The sequence below is a fragment of the Parashewanella spongiae genome (genome assembly GCF_004358345.1).
GTDB classification, from domain to species: Bacteria; Pseudomonadota; Gammaproteobacteria; order Enterobacterales; family Shewanellaceae; genus Parashewanella; species Parashewanella spongiae.
This window is the reverse complement of record NZ_CP037952.1, coordinates 2,843,211-2,865,826: the sequence shown is the minus strand read 5'-3', so window position 1 is coordinate 2,865,826 and position 22,616 is coordinate 2,843,211. Positions and strand designations below refer to the sequence as shown.

13 protein-coding genes and 1 pseudogene are annotated in these 22,616 nt (G+C 38.8%); 11 read left to right on the top strand and 3 right to left on the bottom strand.

From position 1 onward, the window contains the following. Positions 1–929: 929 nt before the first annotated feature. The gene (locus E2I05_RS11185; RefSeq protein ID WP_133309640.1) at positions 930–4,181 is read left to right on the top strand and encodes a pentatricopeptide repeat-containing protein; all 3,252 of its coding nucleotides are present in this window, start codon (positions 930–932) and stop codon (positions 4,179–4,181) included. Positions 4,182–4,528: 347 nt separating this feature from the next. Beyond that, positions 4,529–4,632 (top strand): annotated as a pseudogene (locus E2I05_RS23015) (IS1 family transposase); the annotation flags it as partial. A 187-nt stretch (positions 4,633–4,819) separates the two neighbouring features. Here E2I05_RS23015 and trxB read toward each other — a convergent pair. Next, positions 4,820–5,773 (bottom strand): thioredoxin-disulfide reductase, encoded by a 954-nt coding sequence (gene trxB, locus E2I05_RS11175; RefSeq protein WP_121852733.1) that lies wholly within the window; start codon positions 5,771–5,773, stop codon positions 4,820–4,822. 138 nt (positions 5,774–5,911) lie between these two features. Further along, positions 5,912–7,024 carry an alanine dehydrogenase gene (gene ald / locus E2I05_RS11170; RefSeq protein WP_121852737.1) on the bottom strand — a complete coding sequence of 371 codons (1,113 nt, stop codon included), beginning with the start codon at positions 7,022–7,024 and terminating at the stop codon, positions 5,912–5,914. Positions 7,025–7,203: 179 nt separating this feature from the next. Here ald and lrp point away from each other — a divergent pair, with 179 nt between their 5' ends. From lrp to rplY, 9 genes are all read left to right on the top strand, one after another. Then, on the top strand, positions 7,204–7,704 hold the full coding sequence (lrp, locus tag E2I05_RS11165; RefSeq protein WP_121852732.1) for a leucine-responsive transcriptional regulator Lrp: 501 nt from the start codon (positions 7,204–7,206) through the stop codon (positions 7,702–7,704). Between the two features lie 169 nt (positions 7,705–7,873). Beyond that, complete coding sequence (locus E2I05_RS11160) at positions 7,874–10,309, top strand: DNA translocase FtsK (protein WP_121852731.1); 2,436 nt, start codon at positions 7,874–7,876, stop codon at positions 10,307–10,309. Between the two features lie 8 nt (positions 10,310–10,317). Continuing rightward, positions 10,318–10,971 (top strand): outer membrane lipoprotein periplasmic chaperone LolA, encoded by a 654-nt coding sequence (lolA, locus tag E2I05_RS11155; RefSeq protein ID WP_121852730.1) that lies wholly within the window; start codon positions 10,318–10,320, stop codon positions 10,969–10,971. 9 nt (positions 10,972–10,980) lie between these two features. Beyond that, complete coding sequence (locus E2I05_RS11150; RefSeq protein ID WP_121852729.1) at positions 10,981–12,312, top strand: replication-associated recombination protein A; 1,332 nt, start codon at positions 10,981–10,983, stop codon at positions 12,310–12,312. Continuing rightward, positions 12,305–12,679, top strand: a complete 375-nt coding sequence (crcB, locus tag E2I05_RS11145) for a fluoride efflux transporter CrcB (protein WP_121852728.1) — start codon at positions 12,305–12,307, stop codon at positions 12,677–12,679. The genes E2I05_RS11150 and crcB overlap by 8 nt, the downstream gene beginning before the upstream one ends. A gap of 17 nt (positions 12,680–12,696) precedes the next feature. Beyond that, the gene (serS, locus tag E2I05_RS11140) at positions 12,697–13,983 is read left to right on the top strand and encodes a serine--tRNA ligase (RefSeq protein WP_121852727.1); all 1,287 of its coding nucleotides are present in this window, start codon (positions 12,697–12,699) and stop codon (positions 13,981–13,983) included. Positions 13,984–14,335: 352 nt separating this feature from the next. Then, positions 14,336–16,120, top strand: a complete 1,785-nt coding sequence (locus E2I05_RS11135; protein WP_121852726.1) for a DUF885 domain-containing protein — start codon at positions 14,336–14,338, stop codon at positions 16,118–16,120. Positions 16,121–16,319: 199 nt separating this feature from the next. Beyond that, positions 16,320–18,416 (top strand): prolyl oligopeptidase family serine peptidase, encoded by a 2,097-nt coding sequence (locus E2I05_RS11130; RefSeq protein ID WP_121852725.1) that lies wholly within the window; start codon positions 16,320–16,322, stop codon positions 18,414–18,416. Between the two features lie 560 nt (positions 18,417–18,976). After that, positions 18,977–19,264, top strand: coding sequence for a 50S ribosomal protein L25 (rplY, locus tag E2I05_RS11125; protein WP_121852724.1), 288 nt, complete (start codon positions 18,977–18,979; stop codon positions 19,262–19,264). Between the two features lie 189 nt (positions 19,265–19,453). On the opposite strand, the gene E2I05_RS11120 is transcribed toward rplY, so the two are convergent. Continuing rightward, positions 19,454–22,390 carry a translocation/assembly module TamB domain-containing protein gene (locus tag E2I05_RS11120; protein ID WP_170179631.1) on the bottom strand — a complete coding sequence of 979 codons (2,937 nt, stop codon included), beginning with the start codon at positions 22,388–22,390 and terminating at the stop codon, positions 19,454–19,456. Between the last annotated feature and the right edge of the window lie 226 nt (positions 22,391–22,616).

Sequence of the window (22,616 nt, the reverse complement as noted above, 5' to 3'; positions counted from 1 at the left end):
CCTGCATTGCTATCGGCTGGCTTTGCAGTCAGCTTTCCCAAAGGGAGCGATACAGGCTTACCGTGTTCCGTATGACACGTGATGTCAGGTTAGATGCCCACTATAATGCGGAGAGCTTGTTGATCACGAAAGAACACACGTAAATTTCTTTCCTGCTCTCGTTGCCTTTTGGCTACAGCGTATAAACCACTTCCGCTGTTTGTGAAATTACGCATCTGTGTGGATTCACTTACTTCATCATACTGACTCCCTAGCACTCACCCGATTTATGTGGTTATCAGGAGGAACGTCCTCTCACGATTATTTTCCCGTCTAAAAGAAAGACTTTGTTACGTTGTTAGGCTCGCTGCTTTATTCAGAACCTTAGGGGCATTTGGTGATACAGACGGTTCACTCTAAGCGGTGAACAACGCTTCATACGACTTCACGTCGCACTGTGTGGATTCACTTACTTCATCATACTGACTCCCTAGCACTCACCCGATTTATGTGGTTATCAGGAGGAACGTCCTCTCACGATTATTTTCCCGTCTAAAAGAAAGACTTTGTTACGTTGTTAGGCTCGCTTGCTTTATTCAGAACCTTAGGGGCATCTGGTGATACAGACGGTTCACTCTAAGCGGTGAACAGCACTTCATACGACATCACGTCGCACGTGCAAAGCCGAGTTAGTTAATGTTCAGAACAGACTCACCAATGGACGTGCGCCAGCCGACCAAGTTGGCAAAGGAGGGATAAAATCAATACACGTTCAATTTCATTATTTTTGAGTCTGAAGGGCAACTATGAGTTATGAAACGGCTCCTCTGTTCAGTAGATAATTTTCTGTTATACATTTATAGAATGCCTTAAAGCTGAATATTTTTGTATTTATCATTTCAGTGCGTTATTTCTTAGCTTGTTAATTCACTCACTTATTGAGTAATGTGATGGCGACAGTGCGCACACCTGCTGAGCAACAATCAATATATAGATTCATGCTCAAAAGTCTCCAAGAATACCCAAGCGAAGCCATATCCTATCTGAACTTTGAGGTTTCAAGGTTTGATGGTGATGAAAACTTACAACAGTGTTATCAAAGGTTAAGCAAAACCAATAGACAAAAGCTGTATGATTTTTTCAACAATAAATCATCGTCGACTCGCTTTAACTCTTGTACACAAGATGCTCATTATTGTAAGAAGCCAAGTAATGCTTGCCGACGCTTTGCAACTGAGCCCCGATCCATTACTCCAAAATCGAGCATTCAGTATCCCAAGCAAATACAGCAACCATCTTCCTCCCCTAATTCTTTTTTTACTCAAACCAGTGGGCTTATTCATTCTTGGAAACTTAAACAGAGAAGCAAAAATCAACTGGGTATTGAGTTAAATGCATTAATTGGTGGTTGCACTAAACTTTCTCAGCTTATTGAAATCATTCACAGCCTAAATAACGACAAACAGGTCATGGAAACATCATGGGACATAAGGTTAATTCATAAATTGTTACACAAAGCGGCTGAGTTTTCTGACAGCCGTTCATCTAATTTCGACGGCGTTTTTAATGACATAACACGATTTAAATCGTCCTATGAAGCGAAAACATGCATCCTATTACTGAAATTAATTAAGTTAAATCTAAATTTTTCAGATGCCAAAGAATTGGTGCTAGGCAATGCAGCTGAAGCCAGCTTAATGCTGCAATGGGGCATCAAGCCTAATGTTGCCATTTACAATGCCTTTATTACGGTATGCGCTAAAACGGGCCAGTTTGATAGTGCTTGGCAACTGGTGTGTGGTGATAAGCCCGTGATGGCACATCATCTACCATTAAAGGTAGATTCAATCACCTGCACGAATTTGCTGACGGCCTGCGCTGAAACGGGGCGTTATGCAGAAGCCAAATTATTGGTGTTGGGCGATGGTGATACAGCTAGCTTAGTCCAGCAGTGGGGCATCAAGCCGAATGTTACCATTTACAGCACCTTCATCACGGTATGCGCTAAAACTGGCCAGTTTGATAGTGCTTGGCAACTGGTTTGTGGTGATAAGCCTGTGATGGCACCTCATTTGCCATTTAAAGCCAATCAAATCACCTGCCTGAATTTGCTGACTGCCTGCGCAGAAATGGAGCGTTTTACAGAAGCGAAATCATTGGTGTTGGGCGATGGTGATACAGCTAGCTTAATGCAACTGTGGGGCATCAAGCCTAACGTTGCCATTTACAGCGTCTTTATCAAGGTATGCGCTAAAACGGGCCAGTTTGATAGTGCTTGGCAACTGGTGTGTGGTGATAAACCCGTGATGGCACCTAACTTACCACTAAAGGCAGATTCAATCACCTGTACGAATTTGCTGACGGCCTGCGCTGAAGCGGGGCGTTATGCAGAAGCCAAATCATTGGTGTTGGGCGATGCAGCTACAAACAGTTTAATGCAACAATGGGGCATCAAGCCCCATGTTGCCATTTACAATGCCTTTATCACGGTATGCACTGAAACTGATCAGTTTGATAGTGCTTGGCAACTGGTGTGTGGTGATAAGCCTGTGATGGCACCTCATCTACCACTAAAGGCAGATTCAATCACCTGCACGAATTTGCTGACGGCCTGCGCTGAAGCGGGGCGTTATACAGAAGCCAAATCATTAGTTTTGGGCGATACAGCTACAGCCAGCTTAATGCAGCAGTGGGGCATCAAGCCGAATGTTACCATTTACAGCACCTTTATCACGGTATGCGCTAAAACTGGCCAGTTTGATAGTGCTTGGCAACTGGTGTGTGGTGATAAACCCGTGATGGCACCTCATTTACCACTAAAGACAGATTCAATAACCTGCCTGAATTTGCTGGCTGCCTGCGCTGAAATGGGGCGTTATGCAGAAGCCAAATTATTGGTGTTGGGCGATGGCAATACAGCTATAACTAGCTTAATGCAGCAATGGGACATCAAGCCTAATGTTGCCATTTACAGCGCCTTTATCACGGTATGCGCTAAAACTGACCAGTTTGATAGTGCTTGGCAACTGGTGTGTGGTGATAAGCCCATGATGGCACCTCATTTGCCATTAAAAACCAATCAAATCACCTGTATGAATTTGCTGGCTGCCTGCGCTGAAGCGGGGCGTTATGCAGAAGCCAAATCATTAGTGTTGGGTGATACAGTTACAGCTACAGCCAGCTTAATGCAACAATGGGGTATCAAGGCTGATGTTGCCATTTACAATGCTTTTATCACGGTATGCGCTAAAACTGACCAGTTTGATAGTGCTTGGCAACTGGTGTGTGGTGATAAGCCCATGATGGCACCTCATTTACCATTAAAGGCTAATCAAATCACTTGCATGAATTTGCTGACGGCCTGCGCTGAAATGGAGCGTTATGCTGAAGCCAAATCATTGGTGTTGGGCAATGCAGATACAGCCAGCTTAATACAACAATGGGGCATCGAGCCTAACGTTGCCATTTACAATGCCTTTATCACGGTATGCGCTAAAACGGGCCAGTTTGATAGTGCTTGGCAACTGGTGTGTGGTGATAAGCCCGTGATGGCACCTCATTTGCCATTAATAGCCAATCGAATCACTTGCCTGAATTTACTGACGGCCTGCACTGAAATGGAGCATTTTACAGAAGCCAAATCATTGGTGTTGTGCGATGACGATACTGCTACAGACAGCTTAATGCAGCAGTGGGGCATCAAGCCTGATGTTGCCATTTACAATGCCTTTATTAAAATATGTATTAAGGCTAAGGGATTTGACACTGGAATATGGTATTTAGAAAAAATAATGAATAAATGTAACATGAATACTCTTTCACAAATACATGCTCAACTTGCGCCACTTGAAAAAGATAATTTCGCAAGCATGATTGACAAAGGGGTAACACAAGGAATATATAAAAAAAATGTTGGCTTAATGAATCATTGTATCGATTTGCATATGGATAAAATCTTCGAAGAACATTCAGGGGATGGAACACATATTCGAGGTGTTCCATTAGCTTTCGCAAAACTATTGTTTTGTTACCACAAAAAAAACAATGAACCCAAAATAACATCGATCATAACTGGATACCATGGCTATAATACTTTAAAAAATGGAATGATAAGTTTTCTCAAAGATGAATTTGGACTTGAGTTTATCGAGGATAAATTCAACTCAGGAATGATAGTATTGAGCGAGTCGGTAGTGGGCTGAAGCAGTGAATTGATCTATTATAGTTGCACTCTAGTTTCATTTATTTTAGAGAATATCATGCGTCACTCTGTAGATGTTCAATGCCCTCACTGTCAAAGTACTTCAATATCAAAAGCACGAAAAAGCCCAAAGGGGCAGCAAAGAAATTTATCCTAAAAACATCAGTTGAACGCTGAGTATACGAGTAACTGTTTGAGCAATACGATGATTTTATTATCATGTTTTTCATCCAATGAGTGAAATGCTCTACGCTCACAAGCTTGCTAAAATGACTGCTATCTGCGTTATAGCTTGCTATCAGCCATTTTTTCTACGCTTGAGAACGCAGTCAACTAATGTTTCTAGGTTTATGTACCAACTCTGAGTGCCCGAAAAAACATTTCTACTTCATTATGTTAAGCGTGCTTGGGAAGATGGAGTAAAAGAAACAGCCATTGACATGGTATTTAATAGAACGATTTGTTTTTCTAAGTTAGAAAGTATGCACGATACGGTAATAGATTTGTTAATCAATCGAGTAGAATTTGGGATTGATATTCATGCCTACCACTAAATTAGCCCACTACTTATGGTATTAGCTTAACTCAATCATAAAAAAGCGACTTTTTAAAGTCGCTTTTTTACTAGTTGTGTTTGGGTTAGTCTTGAGAGTCTAAGAAACGCTCAGCATCTAAAGCGGCCATACAACCTGCTCCAGCAGAAGTAATTGCTTGGCGATAATGTTGATCCATTACATCACCACAAGCGTAAACGCCTTCAACACTAGTTTGAGTTGCATTACCTTGTAAGCCGCTTTGAACTTTGATGTAACCATTGTTCATTTCAAGCTGACCATCAAAAATACCTGTATTTGGGCTATGTCCAATAGCCACAAAAACACCAGCAACCTCTAAATCAGAAATACTACCATCACTGGTACTCTTCATCTTAAGACCAGTCACACCCATGTCATCACCAACAACTTCATCCATTGTTTGATTTAGGTGCAAAGTGATGTTTCCGTCAGCCACTTTTTTCATCATACGATCAGCTAAGATTTTTTCAGATCTGAATGTATCACGACGATGTATAACATGTACTTCAGAAGCGATATTGCTTAAATAAAGTGCTTCTTCAACAGCAGTGTTTCCGCCTCCAATTACAGCAACTTTTTGATTGCGATAAAAGAAGCCATCACAAGTAGCACAAGCAGATACGCCTTTGCCTTGGAATGCTGTTTCAGACTCAAGTCCCAAGTAGCGGGCTGAAGCACCTGTTGCGATAATTAATGCATCACAAGTATATTCACCAGAGTCGCCTTTCAATTTAAAAGGTCTCTGACTTAAATCAGTTTCATTGATGTGATCAAAAATAATTTCGGTATCAAACTTTTCAGCATGCTTTTGCATACGTTCCATTAACGCTGGTCCCGTAAGGTCATCAGCATCCCCAGGCCAGTTTTCAACTTCAGTGGTCGTAGTTAATTGACCACCTTGCTGGATACCTGTGATCATTACAGGGTTTAAGTTAGCTCTAGCGGCATAAACAGCAGCAGTATAACCCGCAGGGCCTGAGCCCAGAATCAAAAGTTTACAGTGACGAGCTTGGCTCATTATTCTCTCCGTGCATTAGCAAATTGAAGCGATTGTATGGAATTTATTTAGAGGGGTAAAGTGTAAAATAGCGATTGCTCTAATAGAAAAAGAGAGCCTTAGCTCTCTTTTTCACTTATTAACAATATAAATGAATATTTAGATCATGCTTTCTGCAGGTACGTATTCATAGCCATGAGCTTCAGCAACTTCTTTTATTGTTACTTTGCCGTGCATGACATTAAGACCATTCATTAAATGCTTATCTGATTTTAATGCTTCTTTGTAACCAAGGTTAGCGAGCTTGATAATGTATGGAAGTGTTGCATTATTCAAGGCGAATGTAGATGTACGAGCAACAGCACCAGGCATATTTGCTACACAATAATGCACAACGCCATCTACGATATAGGTTGGATCTTGGTGAGTAGTGGCTTTTGCCGTTTCAGCACAACCACCTTGGTCAATTGCGACATCAACAATAGCACTGCCTTGTTTCATACGACTCACTAAGCTGCGTGTAATGAGTTTTGGAGCGGCTGCTCCTGGGATTAACACTCCGCCAATTACCAAGTCAGCATCTAAGACATGACGCTCGATAGAGTCAGCAGTCGAATAGACCGCTTGAACACGAGAACCGAACTGAACATTAATGCGGCGCAGTGCATCAATGTTGCGATCTAATATAATTACTTCAGCACCTAGCCCTATTGCCATTTGAGCAGCATTAACACCAACCATGCCTCCACCAATAATAACAACCTTTGCAGGCTCAACACCTGGAACACCGCCAAGTAATATTCCGCGGCCACCAGCAGATTTTTCTAAAGCCATAGCTCCAGCTTGAATTGACATGCGGCCAGCAACTTCAGACATAGGAGCGAGTAATGGTAAACCACCACGATCATCCGTCACAGTTTCGTATGCGATACATACAGATCCACTTTTGACTAAATCCTCAGTTTGAGGAAGATCAGGAGCAAGGTGTAAATAGGTGAAAAGTATCTGATCTTGACGCAACATAGCACGTTCAACTGCTAAAGGTTCCTTTACCTTTACGATCATCTCAGCTTTTGCAAAGACCTCTTCAGCAGAGTGTAAAATCTCAGCACCAGCATTCATATAGTCTTGATCTGTAAAGCCGATTCCGTCTCCAGCCGTAGACTGTACAAATACATCATGTCCTTTCAAAGTTAACTCATGAACACTAGATGGTACCATACCCACACGGTATTCATGGTTTTTGATTTCTTTTGGAACACCAATAATCATTTTTGAGCCTCGAATTGCATAAATTCCCATTTTTTTTGGGAAATGTTGTTATTTTAGTCAACCCTGACGTGCTTCTTTCAGGGATATTTAGTATAGTATTCTCGTTGTAGTTTATGTTACTAAAATTTCCCCTTTAGCAGCATAAAACACCTTTCACGTAGGGGAAGCTGGTTTAATATATGTCACATAATAAAAAAAGTCCTATAAAAGACTTGGATCGTATAGATCGCAATATTCTTAACGAATTACAAACCGATGGTCGCATTTCTAATGTTGAATTATCAAAACGTGTTGGCTTAAGTCCTACTCCCTGTTTGGAACGAGTAAAACGATTAGAAAAACAAGGTTACATTAATGGATATGTTGCTTTAGTAAATCCACATTATCTTGGTGCCTCTCTACTCGTTTTTATTGAAATTACCCTTACAAGAGATACTCCAGATGTTTTTGATAATTTTAACAAAGCGGTACAAGTGTTAGATGAAATTCAAGAGTGTCATTTAGTTTCAGGAGATTTCGATTATCTACTTAAAACAAGAGTTCCTGATATGTCTGCCTATAGAAAGTTACTTGGTGAAACTTTACTAAAGTTGCCTTCTATATCAGATACAAGAACTTATGTTGTAATGGAAGAAGTAAAACAAACAAATAGAATTGCAATTGATCCAACTATTGATTAATTATTAATTTCTAAAAGATGAAAGGGAGCTTTGGCTCCCTTATTTTTTAACTAAAGCAATCTGATGACTGCACAAAAAGCTGGATTCTGGTATCTTTAAAGATAATTATTATGTTATTGCTTATATTTTTAAGCTTCTTTTTATTACAAACGATTAAAGGCGCGTGAATTTGTCTCAGGGAAAAGATGTCTCAAAGCTAACTGGCGTACAAAGGTTACTTGAGGGAAGTTTGATTCTATGTTGCATGATAGCAACATTTGTCTTAATTGCTTTAGCAAGTTATAGCCCAATGGATTCAGGCTGGAGCCAATCAAGTTATCAAGGAAAAGTGGATAATTTAGGTGGAACTGTCGGCGCATGGGTTGCCGATGTTTTACTTTATTTTTTTGGCTATGTCGCTTTTTTTATTCCGATGATGATTGCAGCTTTCGGCTGGTTGCTTTTCAAAAGAGCTTATCGGCTCATCGAGATTGATTATTTTACAGTAGCTTTGCGTTTAATTGGTTTCTTTTTAGCGTTATTAAGCATCGGCGCTCTCTCCAGCATGAATGCTGAGGACGTATACCAATTTTCTGCAGGCGGGCTCGCAGGGAATGTAATAGGTCATATAATGGTGAGTTATTTTAGTCACCTAGGTTCAACATTGCTTCTGTTATGTTTTTTAATCGCTGGTTTTACGCTTTTTACAGGCATCAGTATTATTACAATTGTTGATAGTATTGGACACGGAACGATTACATTCAGCAAATTTTTGTATAGCCTGCCATCAAAATTTAAACGAAGGGAACAATCAGAAGATGCCAATGGATTTATGTCTATCGTGGCTAAAGTCCGTCAACGCCGAGAAAATTCTGAAAGTTCGACGCAAGAAGAATTTTATACAGAACAAAAAATAGAACCAAACTTAGATACTCCTTTTGGTAATAATCACTCTGAAGAAGTATTAGATGAATTAGGTGATAGTTTTACAGCCCTAGTTGAAGGAAATGATGAAGTTTTAGAAAAAACTAAAACTGAACTTGTCCCTAAAAGTGATAAAGCCCAAGTTGTAGATGGCATTATTGTTTTGCCTGGGCAAGAAGAAATCATTTCAAGAAAAGACATGCCGCCTTTACCAAGTATAACCTTGCTTGACGTGCCTAATCGAAAGAAAAATCCAATTAGCCAAGAAGAATTGGATCAAGTCGCACGTTTAGTTGAAATCAAACTTGCCGATTTTAATATCACGGCCAAAGTTGTCAGTGTTTCTCCGGGACCTGTGATAACACGTTTTGAGCTTGAGTTAGCTCCAGGGATCAAAGCATCTAAAATTACCAATTTATCGAAAGATTTAGCACGTTCCTTGTTATCTGAAAGTGTACGAGTTGTTGAAGTTATTCCAGGCAAACCTTATGTAGGTATTGAACTTCCAAATAAATTCCGTGAAACCGTATTTATGCGTGACGTTTTAGACAGTGAAATATTTGAGGACAGTGCATCAAACTTATCGATGGTTCTTGGACAAGACATTTCAGGAGTACCCGTTGTTGTTGATTTAGGGAAAATGCCACATTTACTTGTCGCTGGTACTACGGGCTCTGGTAAGTCTGTTGGTGTGAACGTAATGATCACCAGCTTGTTGTATAAATCATCTCCCGATGATGTTCGTTTCATCATGATTGACCCAAAAATGCTCGAACTCTCAGTTTATGAAGGAATTCCACACTTATTATGTGATGTAGTTACCGACATGAAAGAAGCCGCTAACGCACTACGGTGGTGTGTGGGGGAAATGGAGCGTCGATACAAGCTAATGTCAGCGTTAGGCGTGAGAAATTTAAAAGGTTATAACAGCAAAATAGCATTGGCGAAAGAGCAAGGAGAGCCAATAAAAGATCCGCTTTGGAAGCCAAACGATGGGCTTGAAGAATACGCTCCAGATTTAGAAAAACTACCTTCTATTGTTGTTATCGTCGATGAATTTGCGGACATGATAATGATTGTTGGGAAAAAAGTTGAAGAACTTATTGCTAGAATCGCACAAAAAGCCCGTGCCGCTGGTATACACCTTATTCTTGCGACACAGCGACCATCTGTAGATGTGATAACAGGTCTCATTAAAGCTAATGTTCCAACGCGTATTGCGTTTCAAGTGTCGTCTCGAATTGACTCTCGTACAATTCTTGATCAGCAAGGCGCTGAAACACTGCTTGGAATGGGTGATATGCTGTATCTGCCACCAGGCACATCGGTTCCCATTCGTGTACATGGTGCATTTATTGATGATCATGAAGTACATAAAGTTGTCGGTGATTGGAAAGCCCGTGGAAAACCTCAATATATTGATGACATTTTGAATGGATCAAGCGAAGGTGGCGAAGTACTTTTACCTGGTGAAAGCTCTGAATCAGAAGAAGACATTGATGCGCTTTATGATGAGGCGGTTGCATTTGTCACAGAGACTAGACGTGGCTCTATTTCTAGTGTTCAGCGAAAGTTTAAAATAGGCTATAACCGTGCGGCAAGAATTATTGAATCTATGGAAACACAAGGCGTGGTAAGTTCACCTGGTAACAATGGCAATCGTGAAGTTTTAGCTCCACCACCTCCGAAAAATGATTATTAGGGTACAAAATGAAAAAAATTATAGGTCAGTTTTTTTTTACATCACTTGTGGTGTTTTCTTCTCAAGTTCATGCTGACGCTAAGGACGAATTAAAACAGCAGCTTAATCAAGTTAAAACACTTCATTCAAAATTCACACAAAATGTAGTGGATGTTAATAATAAAAATATTCAACAAGGTTCAGGAATTTTTTCTTTAGCTTATCCTAATCAACTATATTGGCATTTAACTGAGCCTGATGAGTCACTGATCATTGCCAATGAAAAGAGTGTTTGGCTATATAACCCTTTTGCTGAGGAAGTCACTATTCTAGATTTAGAGCAAGCCGTTTCTACATCTCCTATGACATTATTGATCCATAGAGATGAGGCTACATGGTCTAACTATAGGGTCACTAAAACTGAAGTTACTAAAGGTTCTCCAAAAGATGATAGCTGCTATTCAATTACACCAAAATTCTCAGACTCGACAGTCGTGAAAGTGGATGCATGTTTTAATCATAACCGATTAAATAAGTTCGCTATATTTGATTCTCAAGGCAACATCAGCACTTTTGATTTAACTGAGCAACGTAATCTTAATGAAGAAGAAAGGTCAATTTTTAACTTTGTTATTCCAGATAATGTTGATGTTGATGATCAACGTGCAAAAAAGATCCAGTAGGCACAAGTAGTGAGTAGTTTGTCATTAGACTTTTCTCCAGATTTTAGGCCTCTTGCAGCGAGAATGCGACCTGAAAGTATTGAGCAATATATTGGTCAAGAGCACATTTTGGGAGTGGATAAGCCTCTACGTAAAGCGCTAGAAAATGGTAAAGCTCATTCTATGCTTTTTTGGGGGCCGCCAGGCACAGGAAAAACGACCTTAGCAGAGTTGATAGCTCATTATACCAATGCACATGTTGAACGTATTTCAGCCGTTTCTGCGGGTGTTAAAGATATTCGTGCTGCTATCGAACAGGCGCAATCTATTGCTCAGTCCCGTGGTCAACAAACACTACTATTTGTCGATGAAGTTCATAGATTTAACAAAAGCCAACAAGATGCTTTTTTACCTTACATCGAAAATGGAACCGTTATTTTTATTGGTGCAACCACCGAGAATCCTTCATTTGAAATTAATAAAGCCTTGTTATCAAGAGCGAGAGTTTATTTAATTAAAAAACTTACTGATGATGAAGTATTGTTACTTGTACGACAAGCTAATGAAGATAACGAAAAAGGGCTAGGTCAAAGAAAGTTAATACTCTCAACTGATACACTAAAAAAATTAGCACATGTGAGCGATGGTGACGGTCGCAGAGCGCTAAATTTACTCGAACTCATGGCGGACATGGTGAGTGATGGCGCTGAGCTGACATCTCAGTTGCTTAACGAAGTAGCAGGGCATAAAGTTGCAAATTACGATAAAAAGGGCGACCAATTTTACGATTTAATCTCTGCTGTGCACAAGTCAATCAGAGGTTCAGCCCCAGATGCAGCTTTGTATTGGTTTTGTAGAATATTAGAAGGTGGCGGTGATCCCTTATACGTTGCCCGTAGGCTTCTTGCTATTGCTTCTGAAGATATAGGCAACGCCGATCCAAATGCAATGACAGTTGCTCTTAATGCATGGGACTGTTTTCATCGTGTTGGCCCAAGTGAAGGGGAGCGGGCTATCGCGCAAGCTGTTTTGTATTTAGCCAGCGCACCAAAAAGTAATGCCGTTTATACCGCTTTTAAAGCGGCCAGAGCATTAGCAAGAGATGGTGGAGACAAGCCAGTACCAATTCATCTTCGAAATGCACCTACCAACTTGATGAAAGATATAGGTTATGGTGCTGAGTATCGTTACGCTCATGATGAGCCAAATAGCTATGCAGCAGGTGAGAATTATTTCCCAGAAGAGTTTAAGGATGTAAAACTTTATCACCCTACAAGTCATGGTTTTGAAAAACGAATCCAATCAAAATTAGAGCAATTATCAGAACTTGACCTTATAAGTGAGAGAAAACGTTATGATTAACGTGCTCTTTGTTGCTGTGGGCGGTGCAATCGGTGCCACTTTACGATATTTGATCTCAATATTTATGATTCAAGTGTTTGGAACCGGTTTTCCTTTTGGTACACTGTTAGTTAATGTAATCGGTTCGTTTTTAATGGGATTAATTTTTACTCTTGGTGAAGTTTCACATGTACCGCCAGACTACAAAGCCTTTTTTGGTGTTGGAATGCTGGGTGCGCTGACAACTTTTTCCACTTTTTCAAATGAAACCTTCTTACTGATGCAAGAAGGAGATTGGTTACAAGCATTTTTGAATGTGTTGCTGAACGTATGCCTTTGTTTATTTATGGTTTACCTTGCTCAGCAGCTTGTTATTTCTCGCGTTTAATAAATAAGAATTGAAGCATGTTAGATCCTAAATATCTTCGTAATGAAGTTGAAGTTACTGCCGAAAGACTGGCAAACCGTGGTTTTATCCTTGATGTAGCACGAATCAAAAAACTAGAAGAAGAACGTAAATCTTTGCAAGTTGCAACTGAAGAGCTTCAAGCTAGTCGCAACGCTATTTCAAAATCAATTGGCCAAGCTAAAGCCAAAGGCGAGGATGTTGCTCCAATTTTGGCTCAAGTGGGTGATTTAGGTGCACAGCTTGATTCGAAAAAGTCTCAGTTATCTGCATTACTTGAAGAATTGCAAAACATTGCAATGACATTACCAAACTTGCCAGATGAAACAGTACCAAATGGTAATGATGAAAATGACAACGTCGAAGTTAGACGTTGGGGAACACCAAAAACGTTTGATTTTGAAGTTAAAGATCATGTTGATATCGGTGAGTCACTCGCTGGACTTGATTTTAAAAGTGCGGTGAAATTAACTGGCTCTCGCTTCATTGTTATGAAAGGCCAAATTGCACGTATGCATCGGGCATTAGCTCAGTTGATGTTGGATACTCATACAACAGAGCATGGATACACTGAAACTTACGTACCTTATTTAGTGAACAGTGACAGTTTATTAGGTACTGGGCAGTTACCTAAGTTTGGTGAAGATTTGTTTCATACCCAGCCAGCAACTGAAGAAGGTCAAGGCTTAAGTCTTATTCCAACTGCTGAAGTACCATTAACAAATTTAGTACGTGACACTATCGTTAGTTACGAAGAGTTACCACTTAAATTTACGGCACACACGCCATGTTTTCGCAGTGAAGCTGGTTCATACGGCCGCGATACCCGTGGTTTAATTCGTCAACATCAGTTTGATAAAGTTGAATTGGTACAACTTGTGCGCCCTGAAGATTCAATGCAAGCATTGGAAGAATTAACAGGACATGCTGAAAAAATACTTCAGCTTCTCGAATTACCTTACCGAGTAATGAACCTATGTACGGGCGATATGGGCTTTGGTGCAAGCAAAACTTATGATTTAGAAGTTTGGTTGCCAGCTCAAAACACTTACCGTGAGATATCTTCTTGTTCAAACATGAAAGATTTCCAAGCTCGTCGTATGCAGGCTCGCTATCGGGGCAAAACAGAAACTAAGCCTGCATTACTGCACTCATTGAATGGCTCAGGTCTCGCTGTTGGTCGTACACTAGTTGCAATTTTAGAAAATTATCAAAATGAAGACGGCTCGATTACCGTACCTAAAGTATTACAAAACTATATGGGCGGTCTTCAAAAGATAGGCTAACGTTTTAACCTTTTTTATGTATACAAAAATGCCGGCTATTGCTGGCATTTTTATTGGTTTTGATTTTGAAATTCGTAAATTGACTAACCTGAACTCAGGATAAGCACACCTCTACAGCACAGCTATTTCCGCCTATTCCAGTGTTGTAATTCTCTGAAAAAACCGGCTATTACAGTAAATTACGGCTTGAACTAGACGAAACTAACCGCACAGGTAGGTTGAATTTAACTTATTGCCTATAAAACATTGAGTTATAGGTTTTATTATCCCGATCTCAGGTTAAATTATACTTATCAAGCTTGTTAAATCGCGTATGATATCGAACACCATATAATTTGTTTGGGATATCATAATGAAAAAAACAGTTCTTTCACTTGCGGTACTTTTCTCTATTACAGGGTTAACGGCATGTGGGCCTGATGTCAGTGTTCCTGCTACGCAAGAAGAAATGCAACACATTGATGTAAAAAATCACCAGTTCACTGAATTCTCAACTAATTTCATTGATAGTCTCTGGCAACAATTCCCGACTTGGGCTCTTTACAGTGGTTTCCATAAATTTGATTCCATTTTAGTTATCCCGAATGAGGACAGTCGTAATAAAACTATCGCTTTTGTAAAACAACAGCGTTTAAAGTTAGAAAATATTGCCGAAGAAACATTATCAACCAACCAAGTCATTGATTACCGTCTGATTGAAAATTTGCTCGATAGTCTAGAGTGGAATATTAATCGTGGTAAATCATGGCAATGGGATCCGTCTAAATATAATGTTGCGGGTGGTTTTGCTCAAATCATTAATGAAGATTTTGCTCCACTAGATGAACGGCTCAAATCAGTATTAGGTCGCCTCGAAAATGTACCAGCCTATTATGAAGCCGCAAGACAAAACATTCACCAACCAACAATTGAACATACTCAGTTAGCAATTCAACAAAACAAAGGTGTATTTTCTGTATTGTCAGATAAGTTACTTGAGAAAGTAAATGACTCATCTTTACCAACTGATGATAAAGCACTATTTAAAAAACGTTTTGATTCTGCCATCACAGCGGTTAACCAACAAATTGAATGGTTAACTATTCTTGAAAGCAAATTGGCAAAAGAAGGCAGCCGAAGTTTCCGCATTGGTGAAAAGTTATATGAAGAAAAGTTCGCACTAAATATTCAGTCTGGAATGTCTGCAAAACAACTATATCAAAAAGCGGTTGCTGATAAAGACAATATCCAAGCTGAAATGGCTAAGCTCACAGATAAGCTATGGTCAAAATATTTCGACACCAAAAAGCCAGAACAAGCAAACCTTGCAATTAAACAACTCATAGATAAATTATCGAGTAAACACGTTAAGCGTGAAAATTTTGTCGAAGAAGTAAAAGCACAAATACCAGCCTTGGTTAAATTTGTAAATGATAAAAACTTGATTACGTTAGATCCAAGCAAACCACTTGTAGTGCGAAAAACTCCAGAATATATGCGAGGCTTTGCAGGGGCTTCAATCAGTGCACCAGGTCCATACGATAAAAAAGGCAACACCTACTACAACGTAACCCCCTTAGATGGTATGTCTGACGAACAAGCAGAAAGTTATTTACGGGAATATAACCATTGGATCTTGCAAGTTTTAAACATTCATGAAGCCATACCAGGTCATTACACTCAGCTAGTATATTCCAATGAGTCGCCAAGTTTGGTGAAGAGTCTTTTTGGTAACGGCGCAATGGTTGAAGGCTGGGCTGTTTACACTGAAAGAATGATGTTAGAGCAAGGTTATGGCGATATGGAGCCAGAAATGTGGCTGATGTATTACAAGTGGAATCTAAGAGTGATTTGTAACACCATTTTGGACTACAGCATTCAAACTCAAGAAATGACAAAAGATGAAGCTTTAAGCTTAATGATGGATGAAGCTTTTCAACAGCAAGCAGAAGCAGAAGGTAAATGGCGCCGAGCAACCTTGAGTCAAGTACAGTTAACCAGCTATTACTCAGGATATAGAGAGATCTATGATTTTCGTGAAGAGTATAAGAAATTAAAAGGTGATGACTTCAACTTAAAAACGTTTCATGAGAAATTTTTAAGCTATGGTAGTGCTCCTGTTAAGTATATTCGTCAGTTAATGCTTGCAGAATTGTAATTGTCTTGAGTGTGAAGCCGTTGAGTTTTTATTTTAAATATTTTAACGGCTTTATCAGTCCTCAAAACTTATAAATCTTTTCAAGTTTTGGCTTATCAAATTTGGTTACATTTTGATAAGCCGTTTACTTGGTTGATAAATTTAACTTACTAAAAAGTTTAGGTATAGTCATACTGCACATTTTTTATGGAATACTAAAATGAACAAGAAAATATCTCCTTTGCTAGTAGCAGGGATGACATTAATGATGTCAAATACGGTCCATGCTGAGCAAGACAAATTTATATGGCTTGAAGATGTTGAAGGCGCTAAGCCAATGGAGTGGGTTAAACAGCATAATGCCGTTTCAGCCAAATCAATTAAGTCGTACTCAAAATTTAATGATCTAGTAAATAACGGGTTAGATATTTATAACTCGAAAGAAAGAATTCCCTATGCAAGTCGTCGCGGCGATTATTTATATAACTTTTGGAAAGATGAAACTCATACCCGTGGTATTTACCGCCGTACAACAATGGAAGAGTACGTCAAAGCCGAGCCTAAATGGGAAACCGTGCTAGATATCGATGCGTTAGGGAAAAAAGAGGGTGTTAATTGGGTATATAAAGGCATGAACTGCCAATATCCAGATAACATTCGCTGTCTAGTTTCCTTATCAAGAGGTGGTGCAGATGCAGTTGAAATTAGAGAATTTGATCTTTCAACCAAAGATTTTGTTCCTAAATCAGAAAAACCATTCTTTTTACCAGAAGCTAAATCAGGCCTCAGCTGGATAGATAAGAATCATGTCTTTGTTGGTACTGATTTCGGCGGAGATGAAGGTGCTACCGATTCGGGTTATCCAAAAGTTGTTAAGTTATGGACACGCGGAACAGATTTAAGTGAAGCAAAAGTGGTTTACCGTGGTAAACAACAATCTGTATCTATTGGCGCTTATGTCATGTATGACGATAAAACGCCGTTAAACTTGGTATATGAATCTGAAACTTTTTACACATCAAAGCAAAGTGTCTATCAAGACGGTAAACTAATTTCATTACCGCTACCGGATGATGCAAGTTTGCAGGGTTATTTCAAAGGCAATTTGTATATAGAGTTAAAAAGTGATTTAACCTCTAATGGTAAAACCTTTAAACAAGGCACTATTGTATACACTCCCGTTGGTGCTTTGCTGAATCAAAAACCAAAATACAAAGTATTTGTTGAGCCGACACCAACAGCTTCTATATCAGGCCTTAGTTTTACTAAGAGCGCGATATTTGTTAACTGGCTTGATAATGTAAAAAGTAAATTAGTACGTTATCAGTCAAACGGTAAAGGAAAATGGATAGATGAAACTGTACCTTTCGATGTTAATGGTGCGATCAGTGTATTTGACGTAAAGCAAGACAGTAACGATTTTTTTGTCACTTATACAAGTTTCCTTGAGCCTTCATCACTCTATCGTGTAAATGGTAACAACTTGAGCATTAATAAAGTTAAAGCGATGCCTCAACAGTTTGCTGCGGATAAATTCAAAACGGAGCAACACTTTGCGACATCAAAAGATGGCACAAAAGTCCCATACTTTGTTGTCATGGCAAAAGAAACACAGTTTAACGGTAAAAACCCAACCTTGCTCTATGGATACGGTGGATTTGAGGTATCACTAAGGCCATCTTACTCAGCTTTATTAGGGAAAAACTGGTTAGAGCAAGGCGGTGTTTATGTTTTGTCTAATATTCGTGGTGGTGGAGAGTACGGCCCTGCATGGCATCAAGCGGCATTAAAGAAAAACCGTCATAAAGCCTATGAAGATTTTGAAGCAATTGCAGAAGATCTTATTGCACGCAAAATTACTTCGAGTAAAAATCTTGGAATACAAGGCGGCAGTAACGGTGGTTTGTTAATGGGTGCGGCATTTACCCGTCGTCCTGATTTGTATAATGCTGTGGTTTGTCAAGTGCCTTTATTAGATATGAAACGTTTTAATAAATTACTTGCAGGTGCAAGCTGGATGGGTGAGTACGGAAATCCCGATATTGCTGATGAATGGGATTACATTAAAACTTATTCCCCATATCATAATTTGAAAAAAGAGGTTCATTATCCAAAAGTATTTTTCACGACTTCAACACGTGATGATCGAGTTCATCCAGGCCACGCACGTAAAATGGTCGCTAAGATGGAAGACATGGGCATTGATGTTTTATATTATGAAAATATCGAAGGCGGTCACGCTGGAGCTGCAGATAATACTCAGGCCGCTGAACTACGGGCAATGACTTATGCATATTTGATGCAACAGTTAAAGTAAGAATTAATATTTCGCCTGAACTAAGGGAGCTAGCGATTTAGAAAGTACCAAGCTTTGTCATACCAGCGAAGGCTGGTATCCAGTGACTTTTATAGAAAAAGCAAAGGCACTAGGGTCTGTTGATCTTTCAGGATTAAATTTTGTGCTATTTGAGCATTTATCTGTTCAAGGCGTAAGCAGTGATGCTTAGCCATCTAAGTGAGCTGGTCACAACACAGAACAGTGAATGCTCAAAAGCATCGAAGAAAGAGAGAGCGTAAATTGGTCGCTCTTTCTAAATAAAAGGTGCTGCGTTATCGCTTCCAGCCTGCGCTGGAGTGACGAGAACTCATAGGTATACTTTCTTCCGCAACTTTCCTTGGTGTTCAGGCGAAATAGATTGTTTCTATATTTGAATTAAAAAGAAAATCATACAAGTTGATAAATTGCACTATATGTTGTTAATTTTCCTTAAGCTTGCTCATAGATTGTTGATTTGCTATTATCCCGCAGCTTTTCATGGATTGTCACTGGTCGAGGTGATGGTCTTAATTTAAATATATAAATAAGTGAGTTTAATTATGTCTTACACTATCGAAGCACAAATCCGTACTGAAATAGGGAAAGGTTCGAGCCGCCGCCTACGTCACGCGAATAAAGTGCCTGCAGTTATCTATGGTAAAGGTAAAGAAGCTGTTTCTATTGTTTTTGATCACAAAGATATCATTCACATTCAAGAAAACGAAGACTTCTATACAAGTGAATTGACAATTGCTTTAGATGGTAAAGAAGTTAAAGTTCGTGTGCAAGCAATGCAGCGCCACGCTTACAAAACTTTAATTGAACATGTCGATTTTGTTTACGCTTAATGAGTAAATAAGTCGAAAAAGCGCCTAAGGGCGCTTTTTTGTATCTACCAGCATGTACTGGTATCTAGTTCTTTTCTAAGGAAAAACGTCGCTAGATTACAGATACACAAAACTGTGGTTACTTCGTTGCAAGAATTCGCTGGAATGAGGTCTAAATTAGCTGAACTTTGTAGGTAATCAGGTAAACTCTTATTCGATATTAAATCGATAATAAATATCAAGTGATTGACCAAGCGCACTTGAAATACTCTCTAAGTAAAGTTGCGACAATAAATAATATCTCAATGAAAGTTCATAACCGGGAGAAAAAACACCGTACCCGTATTTTACCCGAAGTTTTTTGCCGAAAAACCCACTGACAGCTATTTTACCATCATCATTAGCATTCAATTGTAAATTGGAAATCCCTAAGTTTCCTAATAGGTTTTCTGCTGATTCTCCGATGTCAGCAATTGTATTGTCTCCTAAGTGAGTACCAAGTGTGAGTGCGGCGCTTAACAATAAACTGTTGTTTGCTTGATCATCATAATTATTAAAGCCTCTACCTTGTATTAAGTAGGAGACAATTTCAGCTTGATCTTTATTTGGGTTTGAAAAAAGCGAAACAATTGGCTTTTGAGCTGTACCAACAATACGTACACCAACATTGAGATCTTCATCTTTAATTAGTTTTGTTGCTTCGATATTTAAAGATGGGTTATTCGTTTGGCCTGAAAAGTCTAAGGTTCCTTGTGATATCTCAAGAGTTTGTCCTAAAAAGCGATAGATACCTTTGTTAATTTTTATATTTCCAAATAAAGCTGGTGGACTTTCAGCTTCTTGCCTATAAGAAAGCTTTCCTGAAAGGTTGCCAGATAAGCCTGAACCTTCAATTTTCAGGCTATCTTGTACATCTATATCTAAATTGGATGAGATTTGTAGGTATTCTTCCTTAATATCAATTGCTTCTTCGTCTGAAAATACAACATCATCCGATAATGGGACGCCTTGTTGAGGCAATGGAGCAATTGTAATTTCACCACCTTCGACATTAATTGCTCCATTTACATCAATGTTGTTTTCAGCTAGGTCCACTGAAACATCTGGACTAACAGAAAGAATAGCTAATGGTGGTTGTATTAAAGTTAAATTGTCACCTGAAATATTAAGGTTTCCGCTTAGCTTACCTTGTGGCCACGCAATATTGCCGCTTAACTTGGCATCGCCTTCACCCATTTTCCAGTTTCCCGTAAGCTGACCACTTTGATTTAGCAATTTTAAATTAAGGTGTAAGTTATGAACCCTTGTCGGATTCCGTACTAGCGAGAATTCAGCATCGTCTAGGTCAATAACACCTGTAATTGTTGGAACATCCAGTGAACCATGTAAATTTAATTGGCTTGAAACTCGACCACTTAAATTTTCATACATAGGGAAAAAACCAGAAAAAGGAGTGAGCTGAATATTATTAAGTTTGATGTACCCATTTAGCTTATGAGGTGGGCTAGTGGTTATTTGAACCTCTGTATTCCAATTAATAAGATCATTGGCTACAAGCTTTGATTCTAATTTCAGTGATTTTTTACTGAGTTTTGCGGCTAGAGTTAGGGATTGATAGTCAAATTCAGTCGATATTTTACTATGCGGATATAAAACGGCTTTCCCAGGATCTAAAGCTAATGAAATTTGAGCGATTGGTTTTTGTTTTGCTTTCCAGTCAATATCGGCGTTTAATCTCACGCTTCCTTCAACAGCTAAATGAGGAGGTAAAAAGGGACTTATTAAATGATCAAACCTTCCTTCTAGAAGGCCAGTTATTGAACCTTCTTTACCGAAATTTGCTGGACTCTTTAGACAAGCCGATAATGAATCATTCTTCAGGCAAAATGTCTTTACTTGTCCTATTAGGTTTTGCTGATCCCAGCTCATTTGAATTGCATTATTAATCATCCAACGGGAATCTTCCGTATAAACATCGAACACTGGAATCTTTATCTTCCAATTGTTATTAACTCGGCGGCTTTGTATTTTTGATTGTAAGTTATAGAGACTGTTAAGATTTACTTCAAAGTTCTGAACGTTTTGGTCACCTTTACCTTTCACACTTAAGGAATTAATTAAATATTGATCAATATAAAACTTCTGGCTTGTGATTTTTGTTTTGAAGAACAGATTGTCTTTAGGAAAAAACTGACCATCAGCTGAAATAGTTTCTGACACATATTGTTGAAACTGAAAATTACTTAGACGAATATTATAATCAAAACCGTTTGAATGTTCTGATTTTGATGGCTCTATTGTTGTTAATTTCGCATCAAGCTTACCTCGAATAGATGCATACCAATTAGACAGATCAGGTATCACAATTGAAGCATCAGTTGAAGAAACACCTTTTATTGTAGATTTGTTGAGCTTAACTTGACTTCCTAGTAGTTCGGCATAAAAAGTTTCTCCTATCATCTTGTAATCGGAATTGATTTCAATGGTTCCTTTGATTGCTAGTGGAAACTGGTTTAAAAATCCTGAAAGATCACTGTTTTCGATGTTCAGTTGCCAATGCTCTTGATTCCAAAAACCTTTCGTTTCAATAAAACCATTGAGTTGTGAGTCTGGTACAGAATTAAATATTTTAGAGCTAATATTCTTTACAAAAAAATCGTTGAATTGAGCTTTAGTATTCCACTTGTAACCATTTTTCCATTCTATGGAACCTGTTAAGTTAACATCACCGCCTGCAGTTTTAATATCGGCAGATGAAATATTTACACCAGTTTCAAATAGTGTGGTATTAGCGCGAACATTTAAGTGTGGAAAATAGGACGATTCAAAATCACCATTTATCTTAAGTTGTGCTTGTGAAAGATCCCCTTGTAACATCAAATTGGCATTACTTGCTATATAGTTTTCATCTTTAAATGAGAAAGCAGCGTTGAGCTCAGATACTTTTACGTTAATTGGAGTGTTTGGCGTAAGTAAATTTAATTGTGCTGTAATTTGAGTATTAATATCACCTGATAGATTAGCGTCTATCTTAAGTTTTGATAAATCATTGGTTATTTCTGTATATACAGATTGTTGTTTAATACCATGTAGGAGTTCTGCGAAATAATTACTTGGAAAATTATTTATTTTTTGTTGCTCGGCCAATATCAGGCTAGACGTCAAGTTTAGTGGGTAATTATCAGTAAAATTAACGACGCCACTGGTGTTAAGTTTGTTGCGTTCATAATCAATGTATAACTCTGTAATCTGCAGCTTGGTTCCTAACCAATTTCCGATTACTTTCATGTCATCAATATCGAAGGTTTTATTAAAAAGCTCAATTTGACTTTGAGTTAAATGAGACTGTTGAACTGAAATGGGAAAAGGTAAA

What these genes read in the sequence shown, in the direction of transcription:
- trxB (WP_121852733.1), bottom strand. Translation starts at nt 5,773, where the DNA reads ATGAGCCAAGCTCGTCACTGTAAACTTTTGATTCTGGGCTCAGGCCCT.
- crcB (WP_121852728.1), top strand. Translation starts at nt 12,305, where the DNA reads ATGATTAACGTGCTCTTTGTTGCTGTGGGCGGTGCAATCGGTGCCACT.
- rplY (WP_121852724.1), top strand. Translation starts at nt 18,977, where the DNA reads ATGTCTTACACTATCGAAGCACAAATCCGTACTGAAATAGGGAAAGGT.
- E2I05_RS11185 (WP_133309640.1), top strand. Translation starts at nt 930, where the DNA reads ATGGCGACAGTGCGCACACCTGCTGAGCAACAATCAATATATAGATTC.
- serS (WP_121852727.1), top strand. Translation starts at nt 12,697, where the DNA reads ATGTTAGATCCTAAATATCTTCGTAATGAAGTTGAAGTTACTGCCGAA.
- lrp (WP_121852732.1), top strand. Translation starts at nt 7,204, where the DNA reads ATGTCACATAATAAAAAAAGTCCTATAAAAGACTTGGATCGTATAGAT.
- E2I05_RS11130 (WP_121852725.1), top strand. Translation starts at nt 16,320, where the DNA reads ATGAACAAGAAAATATCTCCTTTGCTAGTAGCAGGGATGACATTAATG.
- lolA (WP_121852730.1), top strand. Translation starts at nt 10,318, where the DNA reads ATGAAAAAAATTATAGGTCAGTTTTTTTTTACATCACTTGTGGTGTTT.
- ald (WP_121852737.1), bottom strand. Translation starts at nt 7,024, where the DNA reads ATGATTATTGGTGTTCCAAAAGAAATCAAAAACCATGAATACCGTGTG.
- E2I05_RS11135 (WP_121852726.1), top strand. Translation starts at nt 14,336, where the DNA reads ATGAAAAAAACAGTTCTTTCACTTGCGGTACTTTTCTCTATTACAGGG.